Raw genomic sequence first — 14428 nt, forward strand, 5'->3', positions numbered from 1 at the left:
GTGTTGGATGGTACGAGTGCCGTTATGCTCAGTGGGGAGACTGCAGCAGGTGAGTACCCTTTGCAAGCGGTGACCACGATGAGTCGGATTGCCAGTCTTGCTGAGCGGAGTGATGTATTCCAGAAACAGGTCTTCAATCAAATCAGTATGTTGGATCCAGATCGAAAGATCACAACGACCGAGGCTGTGGGACTTGCCACTCGTGAGCTTTCCCTCTCGGTAGGGGCAACCTTTATTGCATGCTTCACCCAAACAGGCTCTACAGCACGATTGATAGCCAAATTCCGCCCCTCGGTTCCCATTATTGCTTTTTCTCCCTTACCGGAGGTGGTGACCTACCTTGCCTTGAGCTGGGGGGTCACCCCAATTCTCATTGACCAACTAGCAAGTGTGGATGAGTTGTTGGCATACGCACCAGAATATCTGATAAAACAGGGAATGGTGAAGCAGGGAGATGCCGTGGTAATTACTGCCGGGGTTCCTGTAGGCAGTAGTGGTAAGACCAATATGATCAAGGTTGTAGAGATTGAATAATGAATGAGAAGGCCGGTGCATAAAGCACTGGCCTTCCTTCAAAATCACTGTGGTCTGAATGAAATTGTGGCACCGATACTCAGTGCTCTACCCTTATGGTCGAACAGATCAAGCGCTCGTATATCGAGTCCAAAGTAGGTGTCGGTAAGGAATTCAATGGGGAGTAGTCTCAGTGCAACGTTGACCAATCCTCTATCTCCAGCATTCCCTGCAGACGGGGTGGTGCTGTAACTGACATTGCCGAAGTCCAGAAGGAAATCCACTTTATCCTTGAATACCTCAGGAAAGAATGGTGTTTGGAAACCAAGGGCAAAGTCAATATTGCTGTCCATGGATTTCTTGAAGGTGTAGCCAAGGCGAAGTGTTGTCTTTGAGGGGAAATCCATGATTGAGCTCTCGAATGTAGAGGCTGCATATAGTTGGGCAGAAAAATCATTCTTTTCTGACACCCCGCTCACTTGGGCAAGAATTCCTGCAGCAAAACTTGTGGACTCTCTGTTTGCAAATCTCCATTTTCCGCTGAGCAGGAGGTCTATGTCATTCCCGATATCAACAGCAAAACTGGTTTCAACAGCGTCTGAAAATGACAAGAGAATTGAGGGTATGTGGATAACCCTGTCACTTGTGATGGTTGCTGAATATGCAGTACTGACTGAGCTGTTTACCTTACTGGGAGCAACATCAGCACTTGGTACGACAATATAACCCGAACTTCCGCCCAAGGTTGTACTGCCAAATATCGGCACAAGACACATCATAAGTAGGGAGAGAAGCAGTGTTCTTTTCATAGAAGCCTCCTAGGAACAGGGTGCCTCTAGATTGATGCTAGGTCAAGTAGCTGAAGATGATTGTTTCATGGAATGCTTGCAGGCATACATGGCTTCATCAGCACGACCGACACACTGGTGGAATCGGTCTTTTCTCTTGGGAATGTATCGGTCAAATCCTACCGCTACATGGTAGTGGAGTTTATTGCCAAAGGAGAAGTGGGAGAGTACCCGTTCTGCCATCTTCTGTATTTCTTCTTCTGATACATCGCTGATCAGTGCGATGAACTCATCACCACCATAGCGGAAAACCTTTGCACGGGATGGGAGAATCTTTTGTACGCGATGTGCAAAGTCCCTCAAGATCATGTCTCCTTGGGTATACCCTTGAGTGTCATTGATCTTCTTCAGGTCATTGATATCCATCATAAGGATTCCCAGTACATGCTTGTCCTTTGATGCCTGGATCCGGGAGACCTCCCTGTCATAGGCTGCCCGGTTTCCTACCTCTGTCAGTGCATCACTGTAGGCAAGGCTGAGTAGGAGCTGTTCTTTGCAGATCGACTTTGTTTTGATCCTCATCAAGGTGACACTGCGCCAGAAAAGCACGACCGCCGAGGCCGCCATACCAAAATGAAGGATAACGGCACTATCGAGGGAAATACCAAGCATGAGCAGGATCACTTCAGCAACAATAGATGAAAGCAAAAACCCCATTGCAATCAGGAAGGATTGCAGGTCCTGGTTTCCCCGATAATACTCAATTATCAAGAGCACAAACAGAGAGAGTAGAAAGAGTGCTAGAAACAGCCCACAGGGGAGCAGCAGATCGGTGTACTGCATAATGGCGAAGAGTTGGAGTGCCCCTCCCAGAATATAGAGGGAAGCAAAAAAATGTGAGATATACAAGAATGGCGAAGCCCACTTTCCCACCGGGTAGGAGTGGATGATGTAATTGACCAGGAAGAGGGGTAGCAGGAAAAGTGCAGCAAAACTGAGATTCATCGGGAGTGCGGGGTTCCTGAAGAGTATGAATTTGCTGGGGGTCTGGCTGAAAACCCACCCGCCGAGAGCAAGCAGTACCATGCCAAAGTAGAAAAAACTCTTTCTCTCTTCATCTGTCTGGATGGAGAGGGAAAAAAGAACCACCAACAGGCCAATCAAGAGAAGTGAGAATCCATAGAAGAGGGAAGGCCACTCTCCTAGTTCGTGAAACAACAAATCGGTCTTGCTCCCAATGTAGACTGGCTTGAAATGACCAGCAAAGGAGTTATTGGATGTGTAGCCGAAAGTAATGCTCAAATCGCCTCCAAGGTATGATTCCTCGAGGCGGATGAAATGGGTGTAGGTTCCTCCAAAAACAGGAATCGCCCATCCTCTCTCAGGCCCCTTAAAACGGTAAATTGGTTCATTGTTCACCTCCACCAAGACACTTGCCATGCTGGAGTTGAATGCAATGGTTCTTTGCTCAGCCGGCAGTTGTGAGGGAATGGTATGGTGAAGCGAGATTACCTTGTTTTTGACAGGCTTCTGCAGTGAGTAGGGAAGCGAGACATCTTCAGCAAATGTCTGTCCATCGATGTTGATGGTCCATAGTTCATCCCATGCTGTCACTTTCCCACCGGAGAGCGGTTCAGTCTGGAGGAACGAATCATAGTAGAGAGCCATAACGAATACAATCAGGACCAAGGCAAGCACAATTCTCTGAATATGGTTTTCACGTGAGAAAGCAGCCATTCGGATTCCTCTTCTTGTTGGTTTCTAGTTCGAGATTCTCCGAATTTCCGGATGTCCCTTCTCGTTGAGTTTACGCTCGATATACTTCTCTTTCTCCAGTTTAGAGAGCAGATTCCCAAGACTGTGGTAGCTGCTTCGTTCAATCATCCGGCTCTTGTCCATCTGATGGAACTTAACCCCTACATAACTTACCAATTGCCAGCTGTCTGGATCGAAGGAGTCCACCACCCGCCTCATGAGTGTTTCCACTTGCTTGTCCATCTTCTTTGTATGGTTGATCTCAGCAGGTTTATCTGCTTTCTTTGCCTTTGGTGGACCACTTTCCTTCGGTTCTTCTGTTTTTGGTTTGTTCATGAATGATTCAATGATCAGGATTTCATCGCAGCAGTTGTTGAAGATGGGCTTGTCGCTCACCATCTCCTTGGTAACCAGATAGACTTCCTTGCCATATTTGCGAAGTGCTTCCATGATGACCGTGAAATCGCTGTCGCTGGTAATGAAGACATAGCGGTCAATGACAGGGGTATTTACGATGATGGTTTCCAATGCTTCAAGGCTGATGATCAAGTCAGCACGGTTCTTGTAGTTTGTGGTGATGGAAGGGGTATCCCTGATGGTGAAGTTGTATTCAGCCAACTGCTTTTCCATTTTCTTTATGGAAGCAGAATTCCCACAGGCCATCTTGATGACAAATATATTCTCTTCTTCAGGGGAATCATTGTGTTTCAGTGTCAGTTCTTCGAAGAGCGGCTTGAGATCCAGAGCCGAAGGGATATTCTCCAAGTCAATGTAAATAGCATTGTTTTTTCTCCGCATAGACCCTCCGTTTGTTACTATACAACACCTTAGGGGTACAAGAAAGTATTAAAAAGGGTCTTCTGTAGAGAACTCCATCCACACTCCGGTTATCGGATGATGGAAGGAGAGTGTCTTTGCGTGAAGATAAAGGCGGTCTGATATCCCGCTTCCATACAGACGGTCACCTTTGATCGGGTGTCCAAGACCTTTCTCATGAGCACTGTGCACCCTGAGCTGGTGGGTTCGTCCTGTCAGGGGAAGGAAGATCACTCTAGTTGCAAGTGATCCATCGCTTCTTCTCTCGACTCGGACTCTCTGGAAGCATGTGATCCCCCATTTTCCTTGCTGCTCATCATATATCTGGAGAGGGCGATGATCGACATCGAGGCGGAAGGGAAGGCTGATCTCTCCCTTTTCTTGCCTGACAACTCCCTCTAGAAGTGCCACATAGCTCTTGCTTACTTGTTTTTCGCTGAACTGCTTGTTCATCCTTTTATGTGTTTCCTTGTCTTTTGCCAGGATGAGCAATCCGGAGGTATCCATATCGAGTCTATGGACAGCACACTGCAAGGGGATATTCGGCATCAGCCTCCTGAGGCGGGTTTCCACGCTATCACATTTCTGTGGTCCTCTCCCTGGAACTGAAAGCAGTCCTGCATCCTTGTTCACAATGATGATATGCGAATCTTGGTAGATGATATCCAGGGTAAGCATGACATGGAGAATTGGTTTGCATTTCTCATCACAAGGGCCATAGAAGCTGAGATGGCTTCTCCCCTTATCTTTGGTAGGAGCCCCAAAAAAGAATTCAGCCATGCTGATAGGATGCAATTGGTGGGTAAACGCATACTGGAGAAGCTTGATGGCACAGCAGTCCCCACTCCCTGTAGGGGCATTCCCTCCGGGGAAGATGGATTCCAGACGGACTCGCTTACCCTCAATCGTGGCTATGCTGTAAAGCTCTCGATAATAGGAGAGAGCCCTGCGGGAAAGCTCTGAGCGAGTATTAAGATGTAATCGGCGTTCATGTTCAGAGGAGGCTGCCTCAGCAAGCCTACCTATTTCCTTGATCGGGGCATCAAACATGCGAAGGTATTCGTGGTATGACTCCTCATCAACCAAGTGGTCAACCCAACCAGGAAGGTTCAGATGTCCCATGCAACTACCTGAAAATGCTTTCAACAGTACCTCATTTCCGTTCTGGTCACGTGTAACCAACACACCGAACATTGCCCCCCCTCCTGGCAGGAAGAACCCATCGATGGGTACTTTCCCTTCTCCTTCAAAATCTACTACCCCGTTTTTTAGTAGAAGTTGCTGGAGGTGCAGGGCATAGGTGTGTGCTGGGTATTCTGGCAGTGGTGGGTTCATCGCATCTTTGATGGTACGAAAGTACTGCTTTAGATGCAAGGTCTACCCTAGGCAAATAGCATGTGCTATGGCATCATGGATGCAAGAGAGGGCCTATGAACGCGACACTTGAGTTGGATGTACTGTCTGTGGTGCTTCTGATTTTTGCCATAGCTCTGGCTTCCCGCAGTTTGCAGAGCAAGCCAAATAATCGTTGGTATATTCTCTCTGCTGTTACCCTGCTTATAGTCATAGGGACCGAGTTGTTCGCTTACCAGGTTGATGATATCGGTGTTTCCTCCCAGATTGCTCCCCACCGTATCACCAATGTCCTTGGTTTTGGGCTGTCTCCTATAGTCTGCTATTTTCTGTTCAGGTATATTTCCCATACAAAGTACCAACAGAGAAGTAAGTGGTTGTTTCTTCCCTTTTCCATCAATGGACTGTTGAGTATTCTCAGTTATTTCAATGGTTGGTATTTCTACGTGGATGCCATGAACGTGTATCGCAGGGGGCCGATCTTTGCACTGGCAACACTCAATATGTTGTTCTACTACGGACTGTGTATTGTCTATCTGGTCAAGACGCTGCGGGCATACGAGGCTTCAGACCGCCCGCTTTTGCTTTTTATCCTAGCAACCCCGATTATAGGGGCTGCCATCCAGATTGTTTTCCCCCCGATCTTGACACTCTGGCCCGGTATTGCACTCTCCTTGTTGTTGTTCTATCTCTTCTCACAAGAGCAGTATTATTCGTTTGATGTGCTTACTGGTCTGAGAAATCGATTAATGTTTATGAGGGATCTCTCAGATTTGCAGAGAGTATGCAAGGGACCTGCCACCATTGTGGTGTGTGATGTCAATGAACTGAAAAAGGCAAACGATACCTATGGTCATACCTGTGGAGATGACCTATTGGTGCATGCCGGTGGTTTGTTGGAACGTTGTTTTCGCGGAGTGGGGAAAGCGTATCGTATCGGTGGTGATGAGTTTGCTGTGATCAGCACCAAGGAGGAGCCTCTGGAGGTTGAACGATCATTGTCCCTGCTTGAGAGCCAGATAAAGCTGTACAATAAAACTGGGCCCGTGCCGCTTTCTCTGGCAATTGGATGGTCGTGGTGTGAATCCTGTGGTGGAAATCTATTCAATACCTATGTAGCAGCAGATAACAATATGTATGATACCAAGGAAAAGATGAAACAAGGACGGAGGTAGCCTGATGGACCCGCATGTACAGTATGCCTATCTCAGTGTTCCTCAATTTGAACAGAGGCTGGCAGAGCATCCCGTGGGATACATTCCCCTGGGAACCCTTGAGTGGCATGGGCTGCAGAATGTCTTGGGTGCGGATGCACTACAGGCTGAAGGTTTGTTTATCAGGGCAGCGAGGCGTTTTGGAGGCATTGTGTTCCCGCCTTTTTATCTTGGTCCAGATAGGATTACCGATGCAGGGGATGGAAAGAGCCTGATTGGGATGGACTCAAGCGAGGCTACAAAACCCCATCAGAAGCTTCCAGGGAGTTGTTACTGGGTTCCCAAGGGATTGTTTCTCCAGATGCTTGAAGCACAGATTGCCCAGGCCAAACGGGCAGGGTTTATCTGCTTGATTGCTGATGGGCATGGCCCCTCCAGAAAGGCCTGGGCAGAGTTGGCCAGTCAGTGGGAAAAACAGTATGACATTATTCTGCTCTCTGCCATCAATGATTTCCCACCAGAAACGTATCTGGCTTTGGGCGATCATGCGGGGCGCTGTGAGACTTCTACGATGATGGCGCTTCACCCTGAGTTGGTGAATCTTGCAATCCTGGAGCAGGATACCTGGCCTCTTGGGGTGAAAGGTGAGGATCCAAGGCTCTCTAGTGCTGCCTACGGGGAGTATATCCTTGAAACAACGGTGAATGCGATAGGTCAGAAACTCCAGGAGTTGGGGCTCTGATTCCGGTTTTGTAAGGGTTGCTTTCCCTTTTGCAATGTCATTGAAGCTTCCCTTCTGTAATCCTTTGGGGCAGGAGGAATGAAAATGAATATTTCATGTACCATAATTGGAAATGTATGTGCAGGGGATGGGTATGCCATCCAGGTTGAAGAGCCGTATCGTAAGGGACTTCAAGGCTTGGAAGGGTTCAGCCATATCTTGGTTGTATGGTATGCTTGGCCCATGAAAAAAATACCAATTGTGGTCAGCGCATGCTTGCTTGGCAGGCAATGCAGATATGATGGATCCTCAGTCCCCTTTCCCCAGGCAGTAATGCTGGAAGAACGCTATACCCTCATTGGGGTATGTCCGGAAGTCTTGGGTGGCTTGCAAACCCCTCGTTCCCCCTCTGAACTGCTGGATGGCAGGGTGATGAGCCGAGAGGGAGATGACTGTACTGAGGCCTTTTTACGAGGAGCTCAGCGTGCCTTGGAAATTGCTGAGGAGAGTGGGTGTAAGCGGGCACTCCTGATGGACCGCAGCCCATCCTGTGGATACGGGGTGGTCTATGATGGAACCTTCAGTGGCATACTTATTCCCGGCAAAGGTATCTTCGCTTCGCTCTTGGAGTCAAAGGGGTTTATGATCAACAGCTCATCTCACCCTGAAGCCCTGTTAGGCTGAGGGGAGAGAGAATTTCTTTGCACGTTTAAGTGCAGCTGTGGTTGCTTCCCAGTCCGTCGCCTTAAGCATCCAACTTCCTGTCATGGCAAGTACGTGTGGATTTTCAAGGTATGTGGCTGTCATCTCTTCATTGATATGCCCCGCTACGATGAATGTAAGACCTTCCTGTCCTCCCAGGGTGTTGATGAACGGTAGTCCACCAAGCTCCTCCACAGGATAACAACCCAATGTCTTGAGATTCCACGCCTTTGCTACCGATGCCTGGGTGGTGACCGCATAAATTGGCTTTCCCACTTGTTGGCAAAATTCCACCATCTGCTCATTGAAAAGAGGGGAGAATATGAAGGCAGCTCCTGCTTCTATTGCTGCTTTTGCCTCGTCTAACGTCTGGACATTGCCTGCTCCGATGAGAAGGTCCTCTTCCTGGGCCAATCGGCGCAGCAAGGCAAGCCCCCCATTCATCTGCTGGGAAATGTTTGCAGCACGTAGGTCACTTGCACGCAGTGCCTTGACCAATGATTCTGCCTGGTCCTCTCTGCCCTGTTTGACCATCGGGATGCACCGAATCTGTGCCAGTTGTTTGGTAATGGTATCCATGCCGGTCTCCTCCTTATCACATGTAAGTCTAATCTGTTTGGTGCATCCAGTCGACCCTAAAGTAATAGATGACAAAGATAATGGAACTGAGCGTCCAGGTAACAGGATATGCCCAGAAGATGACCCTGATATCCATGAAGAGCCAGAGCCCGGTTGAAATGAAGATGATACGGAAGATACACCAGATGGCAAGCATAACTGCCATAGGGACGATTGCCTTCCCTGCTCCACGGTAGATGCCGCTCATTGCATGACTGAGCGCAAGCGCCCAAAGGAAAAGGCTGGATATGTTGGCTTTCGAGACCCCCATTGCGATAACTTCGGGGTCTTGGCTGAACAGTCTCATCAATGGTTCTGCACCCAAGAGCATACCAAGTCCTATGGTCTCTGCAAGGATCATGGCAAACAACACCCCAAAGCGTGCTCCCTTCTTTACTCGGTCATATTCCCTGGCTCCCAGGTTCTGTCCTGTGAAGGTGGTAAGAGCCAAGGCAAAGGCCGTGATTGGGATAAAGGCAAAGCCTTGGACACGCATAAAGGCTCCATTACCCGCCATGGCTGAGGCTCCAAAGAGGTTGATTGAGGATTGGAGGATGACATTTGCAAAGCTGGTTACCGAATTCTGGATGCCGGAAGGAATGCCGAAGGTAAGAATCTGCTTGAGGTATCCTTTGTGAATACTGATGGAAGGGATATGCACCCTCACAATTGAAGGAGTTGTAAGTAATAAACGGAAGCTGAGAGTAGCACTTACTCCTTGTGCAATGATGGTAGCATAGGCGGTCCCCTCAATGCCCATACCCAGTACGCCGACGAAAATCAGGTCGAGGGTGATGTTCAGGATTGCAGCAATGATAAGAAAATAGAGTGGATGTCTGCTGTCACCCACTGCTTGGAGGATTCCGCTTGCAGTGTTGTAGAAGATCAGGGTGGAGATACCCAAGAAGAAAATCCGGAGATAGGTTTGTGCGTCAGTGAATACGCTCTGGGGAGTTCTCATCCAGTGAAGGACCACCGGTGCAAAGAAGTAGCCGAGGACGGTCAACAGTGCACTGGTGAGCAAACTGAGGGCAATGGTGGTATGGACAGCCTTCCTGACTCCTTCATGGTCTCCTTTTCCGAATGCTGTGGAGATTACCACGCCCGCTCCTACAAAAATACCCTGGAAGAGTCCTACCAAGAGCATGATAAGGCTGGTGATTGAGGTAATGGCAGCCAAAGCCTCTTTTCCGACAAGGTTCCCCACCACCAAGGTATCAGTTGTGTGGTACAGCTGTTGAAACAAGTTCCCGAGGAAAATTGGGATTGCAAAGGCAATAAGGTTTTTTTGGATCGAGCCGCTTGTCATAAGCTTCGTATGCGTTGCCATATGGCCTAGTACTCTAGTCCATCCCTGTAGTTCTTGCAAGCAGAACTACAGCTCATCTTGCCTTGTGAACAGTGCTATTCTAGGATGTGCATATGAATACCTATTCCACAATCAGCACCATGGTACATGAACTGTACTACGGGTCAGATACCAACTGTGCAAGGACAATGCTTCTTGTACTTTCCGAACTGCTCGATCAAACCATCGCACCACAAACACTCCAGAGTGCTGTTGCCTTGCATGGTTGTGGCGGCCACGGGGATCAGTGTGGGTTGGCCTCAGGTGCTGTGATGTTTTTTGGTATATATTTTCTGGAGAGAGGTTGGAATGAGAAGGATGTTGTCTGTCTTGCCTATACCTTTGCTGAAAACTATCGCAATCGGTTTGGCTCGCTCCTCTGCAGGAATCTACGGCCTGGAGGATTTTCAGGGGAAGATCCTCCACATCTTTGTGAGAACCTAACTATTGAGTCAATCGCATTTGCCTATCAATTCATCATGTGTAACAGTGACAAGTAGGGGTATGCGGGGAGCCGAATCTTAGGAGATCTGTAATTATATCATTAAAAAGCTCGATAGAATAATGGTTAATTATTTATATAATAATAAAATAGAATTTTTTTTCAATAGTATACAAATTTCGCATCGTTTTTATCCTTCACTTTACAAACCTTCAGCAAGCTTCTATGCTTTTTTGTACGTAGGAGAGGTGTCAATGCGTATACTCGATTATCTTACTGAATCTTCCGTTTTGTTCCTCAAGGAAACTCATAAGAACCAGATACTTACAACCATGGCAGAAAAAGCGGCTGAAAGTGAATATGTCTCCAGTGGAGAAGCTTTTACTGAAGCTATCCTTGATCGTGAAGCAATCATGAGCACGGGTATCGGTCTACAGGTTGCCATTCCTCATGCAAAGTTGAACGGTATCAAGGAATTTTTCGTCCTTGCTGCAGTATTGGACCATGATGTCCCTTGGGATTCCTTGGACAAGAAACCGGTACGTCTGGTTTTCATGATCGGGGGGCCTTCCGACCGACAGACCGATTATCTCATGATCCTTTCCAAGATCACCTTGGTGATCAAGAACCCTGAACGCAGGAAAGCACTCATGGCGGCAAAGACCCCCCAGGCTGTGCTCGATGCATTTGCCGACCTGTAGGATTGCAAAATGGAATTCCATCTGTTTCTCTATCTTGCTGCAATTTTTGCAGCGGGGTATGGCAGTAAGGTACTCACGACAACCCTGAAAATCCCTGAAGTCACCGGCTATGTCCTGCTCGGTGTATTACTCGGTGGCTCCTTGGTGAATCTCCTCTCTACTCAAGTATTGGATATCTTATCCCCTCTCTCCTCCATTGCTCTTGCCCTGATCGCATTCATGATCGGAATTGAGCTCAAGATTGATGTGATCAGGCGGCTGGGAAGGAGCATCATAACCATCGTAACCTTCGAATGCATTGGAGCATTCCTTGTTGTTTTCTTTGGCTTGTTCTATGTATTCAAGACCAATCTCAATACTGCACTACTGCTTGGATCAGTAGCATCGGCAACAGCCCCTGCGGCAACAGTTGCTGTCATTAAGCAGTACAAGGCAAAAGGAGTTTTGACCTCAACCATCTTGGCAGTGGTGGGTATAGATGATGCGTTTGCACTCATTATCTATGTCTTTGTGGAGAGCTTTGTCAGTTCCAACCTGCTCGGGAGTTCTCTCGCAATCGGGCCAATGGTAGCTTCAGCCTTGCTCTCTGTTGCAATTGCACTCGGGCTTGGTGCTGTTTCCGGGGTACTGTATATCTTGCTTCTACGAGGAAGGAGAAATAACGATTGGGTGATGTTGCTGCTTGCCGCCTTCCTTTTCCTGTTGTTGGGAGTCTGTGAGTTGCTTGGTGTCTCTGAGCTACTTTCAATTATGGCTTTCGGAATGACCATCGTGAATAGCTCGGCTGTATTGAGCAAGAAGAGTGAGACGGTTGTTTCCTCTTTCAGTCCTGTGTTTCTGGTTGCCTTCTTTATACTTGGGGGAGCTCATCTTGATGTCTCCTTGATTACACAGATTGGAATGCTTGGCCTATTCTACTTTGCAGCAAGAAGTATCGGGAAGGTCGGGGGAGCTACCTTTGGAGCCTTGGTTGGACGCGCACCGAAGAAGGTGCGATTTCTGATCGGGTTCTCTCTCTTGCCGCAGGTCGGGGTTGCCTTGGCTCTTGCATTGGCGATCAACAAGACCTTCTCAGCCCCAGCTTTCGGGGAGACAGGTCAGCAACTAGCGAGCATGATCATCAATGTGCTGTTGTTTACCACAATCATAACTGAGGTCGTAGGACCCTTGCTGACACGGTTGGCACTACGCAAGGCGGGCGAAACGAATGAGCAGATCTAGGAGGAAATGATGAATCTATTGCTTATGGTGCTCTCGCAACTGGATTATAAGGAGGATGTGTTTCTGGCAATGCAAAGTGTCGGGATCACCAAAGCCTCCGTGTTCGATGCCAAAAGCATGGATCGGAGTCTTGAGAGCGAGTTCAGTCTATTCACCGGGTTTCTACACAGCAGGAGTGAGATGGAAGGAGAGCAGTTGGTGATTCTTGCTCCATTGGCTTCACCTGATCTTGCCAAGGAGTTGCTTACCAATCTTGAGGCAGGAGGAATCCCTGTGAAGCGAGAGGATATTCTTTCCCTCATGGTCCTTCCTGTTTCTTATTGCTTTGACCAATCAAGCGGTCTTCTCTGAAGCTTCTCATTGTAAAATAGTACATTCTCCTCTAGGATATGTATAAGAATCTGTGAACAGGGAGCCCCATTTGTTAACCCAACTGCTCGCCGTCCAGCTCAACGAAGAAGATCTTTCTCTGGTGAGAAAGATAGTTGGGCGTATCCAGGTGCTTGCATCAGAAAACAGCAATGAGGCGCTTCACCTGCTGGAGCAACATGCTTCCATTGACCTGGTGATGATTGATATAGAGCGCTCATATCTACAGAGCCTCCAATTGCTCCACACGTTGGTCTACAGGTCACAGCAGGAGCCCCTGAAAATCATTGTTCTTGGTGAGCCGCATCTACTCCAGCAGAAGAAACGGGTATTTGACCTGGATATCGTGACGATCTTGACAAAACCCCTGCAAGAAACACAACTGAGAGAAATCCTCGAGAGGGCGGTGTTGAAGCAGGATGAAGATTCAAAGCAACAAAATTTACAGGAGCAGGCACACCTGTTCAATGCCATATTCTACCAAGCTCCTATTGGTATTTCCATTTCTCATCGGGTTGACCTGGGGGTTGAACCCGGTAGGGAACAGTTCGATGTTAATCCCATGTATGAGAAAATTACGGGGAGAAGCATGGAAGAGGTCCTTAGGATTGGCTGGACAACAATCACCCATCCTGATGATCTGCCTAGAGAGCTGGAGTATTTCAAGCGGCTGAAGCAAGGTGAGCTGGAAGACTACAGCTTGGAGAAACGGTTTATTCGTCCAGATGGTTCAATCGTCTGGGTAGAGATGACGGTGGCTCCCTTGCAAGCAAGTGACAGCCGACTCTTTGCCCATATCTGTCTTATGCAGGATATTACGAAACGAAAAGAAGCTGAACGACTGCTTGCAGAGAGTGAACGCAGTAAATCAGCACTGCTCTCACACTTGCCTGGAATGGCATATCGATCCCGTTACGATGCTCATTGGACCATGTTGTATGTCTCGGCAGGATGTGAAACATTAACAGGCTATACCCCTGACCAGCTGATAAACAACCGTGATATTTCTTACAATGATGTGATTGTGCTCTCCTATCGACAGAAAGTCTACAGCGAATGGAAGTGGGCAATACATGAGAATAAGCCTTTTGAGTTGGAGTATGAGATACTTACCGCCCAAGGAACCCGTAAATGGGTTTGGGAGATGGGACAGGCAGCCTTTACCGATGATGGTGATATAGAAGCCCTGGAAGGGATCATCCTCGATATCACTGACAGGAAACTCATGGAGCAGAATCTTGCTTATCGGGATGTACATGACCTGTGGACCGGATTGTACAATCGAAGATACCTTGAGCAACTGTTGCGTCAGGATATCAAGGCAAGGAAGAGAGCCAAACGAGCCATCATCTCGATCAATCTGGGTGTACTGAATGCAAAGAGTATTGCCTATGGCTACCAATACAGCCAGGATATCATGAAGAAAGTAGCAGAGGGCTTGAGTATCCTCTGCAACGAACTTGCTGTATTGTGTATTACCCATGAGTATCGATTTGTGTTCTATCTTAGGTCCTATGATGAGAGACAGAACCTTTTGATGCTTTGCAAGAAGATTGAAAGTACCTTGGAATATATTGTATCTCTTGAAAGAATTCCCTATGGATTGGGAGTTCTGGAGATTGATGAGTCCAATCAAGAAAACGTAGATCAGTTGCTCAGAAATATCTTGATAGCCTCCCAACGTTCCGTTGCTCTCTATGATGGAGAGGCAGAGGCCTGTTTCTTTGATGAGAGTATGGAAATAGAGGTCCAGCGGGAAGCAACACTCTCTGCACTTCTTTCAAGGATAGTCTCGGGAAAGAGCCCAGACTGCTTATTCCTGCAATACCAACCCATCATAGATATGCGGACCGGAGGTATCTGTGGGTTTGAGGCTTTGGCGCGAATGAAGTGCGCGGATATGGATGTGATCCCGCCTTTGCAGTTC

The 14428-nt window shown here is 47.9% G+C and carries 15 protein-coding genes; 9 read left to right on the forward strand and 6 right to left on the reverse strand.

The features are described from left to right. The coding region (locus tag JF818_RS02840; RefSeq protein WP_233065819.1) for a pyruvate kinase alpha/beta domain-containing protein at positions 1 to 534 on the forward strand (534 nt) is incomplete at its 5' end. A 44-nt stretch (positions 535 to 578) separates the two neighbouring features. On the opposite strand, the gene JF818_RS02845 is transcribed toward JF818_RS02840, so the two are convergent. The 4 genes from JF818_RS02845 to JF818_RS02860 are packed head-to-tail and all read right to left on the reverse strand — an operon-like array spanning position 579 to position 5207. Continuing rightward, positions 579 to 1322 carry a hypothetical protein gene (locus tag JF818_RS02845; protein ID WP_198890476.1) on the reverse strand — a complete coding sequence of 248 codons (744 nt, stop codon included), beginning with the start codon at positions 1320 to 1322 and terminating at the stop codon, positions 579 to 581. A gap of 42 nt (positions 1323 to 1364) precedes the next feature. Then, positions 1365 to 3038, reverse strand: coding sequence for a GGDEF domain-containing protein (locus JF818_RS02850; RefSeq protein ID WP_198890477.1), 1674 nt, complete (start codon positions 3036 to 3038; stop codon positions 1365 to 1367). A gap of 24 nt (positions 3039 to 3062) precedes the next feature. Then, the gene (locus JF818_RS02855; protein ID WP_198890478.1) at positions 3063 to 3854 is read right to left on the reverse strand and encodes an NYN domain-containing protein; all 792 of its coding nucleotides are present in this window, start codon (positions 3852 to 3854) and stop codon (positions 3063 to 3065) included. 48 nt (positions 3855 to 3902) lie between these two features. Continuing rightward, complete coding sequence (locus JF818_RS02860; RefSeq protein WP_198890479.1) at positions 3903 to 5207, reverse strand: RluA family pseudouridine synthase; 1305 nt, start codon at positions 5205 to 5207, stop codon at positions 3903 to 3905. A gap of 95 nt (positions 5208 to 5302) precedes the next feature. Between JF818_RS02860 and JF818_RS02865 the strand changes: the two genes are divergently transcribed. From JF818_RS02865 to JF818_RS02875, 3 genes are all read left to right on the forward strand, one after another. Continuing rightward, a complete protein-coding gene (locus tag JF818_RS02865) occupies positions 5303 to 6400 on the forward strand; it encodes a GGDEF domain-containing protein (protein WP_198890480.1) in 1098 nt (365 codons plus the stop codon). A gap of 4 nt (positions 6401 to 6404) precedes the next feature. After that, positions 6405 to 7121, forward strand: coding sequence for a creatininase family protein (locus JF818_RS02870; protein WP_198890481.1), 717 nt, complete (start codon positions 6405 to 6407; stop codon positions 7119 to 7121). Positions 7122 to 7205: 84 nt separating this feature from the next. Beyond that, positions 7206 to 7784, forward strand: a complete 579-nt coding sequence (locus JF818_RS02875; RefSeq protein ID WP_233065824.1) for a DUF523 domain-containing protein — start codon at positions 7206 to 7208, stop codon at positions 7782 to 7784. Here JF818_RS02875 and JF818_RS02880 read toward each other — a convergent pair. Together JF818_RS02880 and JF818_RS02885 are read right to left on the reverse strand one after the other, a co-directional pair. Next, on the reverse strand, positions 7776 to 8381 hold the full coding sequence (locus JF818_RS02880) for a hypothetical protein (RefSeq protein ID WP_198890482.1): 606 nt from the start codon (positions 8379 to 8381) through the stop codon (positions 7776 to 7778). The two genes, JF818_RS02875 and JF818_RS02880, sit on opposite strands and share 9 nt — an antisense overlap. 28 nt (positions 8382 to 8409) lie before the next feature. Continuing rightward, positions 8410 to 9750, reverse strand: a complete 1341-nt coding sequence (locus JF818_RS02885) for an MATE family efflux transporter (protein ID WP_198890483.1) — start codon at positions 9748 to 9750, stop codon at positions 8410 to 8412. 92 nt (positions 9751 to 9842) lie between these two features. Here JF818_RS02885 and JF818_RS02890 point away from each other — a divergent pair, with 92 nt between their 5' ends. The 5 genes from JF818_RS02890 to JF818_RS02910 all read left to right on the forward strand — a co-directional run. Further along, positions 9843 to 10268, forward strand: coding sequence for a C-GCAxxG-C-C family protein (locus JF818_RS02890; RefSeq protein ID WP_198890484.1), 426 nt, complete (start codon positions 9843 to 9845; stop codon positions 10266 to 10268). 196 nt (positions 10269 to 10464) lie between these two features. Then, complete coding sequence (locus tag JF818_RS02895) at positions 10465 to 10911, forward strand: PTS sugar transporter subunit IIA (RefSeq protein WP_198890485.1); 447 nt, start codon at positions 10465 to 10467, stop codon at positions 10909 to 10911. A 9-nt stretch (positions 10912 to 10920) separates the two neighbouring features. Further along, positions 10921 to 12132, forward strand: a complete 1212-nt coding sequence (locus tag JF818_RS02900; protein WP_198890486.1) for a cation:proton antiporter — start codon at positions 10921 to 10923, stop codon at positions 12130 to 12132. A 9-nt stretch (positions 12133 to 12141) separates the two neighbouring features. Then, positions 12142 to 12483, forward strand: coding sequence for a hypothetical protein (locus tag JF818_RS02905; protein WP_198890487.1), 342 nt, complete (start codon positions 12142 to 12144; stop codon positions 12481 to 12483). Between the two features lie 70 nt (positions 12484 to 12553). Next, positions 12554 to 14428 (forward strand): PAS domain S-box protein (locus JF818_RS02910; RefSeq protein WP_198890488.1); only part of this gene is annotated, 1875 nt, incomplete at its 3' end.

The sequence above is a fragment of the Sphaerochaeta sp. S2 genome, assembly GCF_016406725.1.
In the GTDB taxonomy this organism is placed as follows: Bacteria; Spirochaetota; Spirochaetia; order Sphaerochaetales; family Sphaerochaetaceae; genus Sphaerochaeta.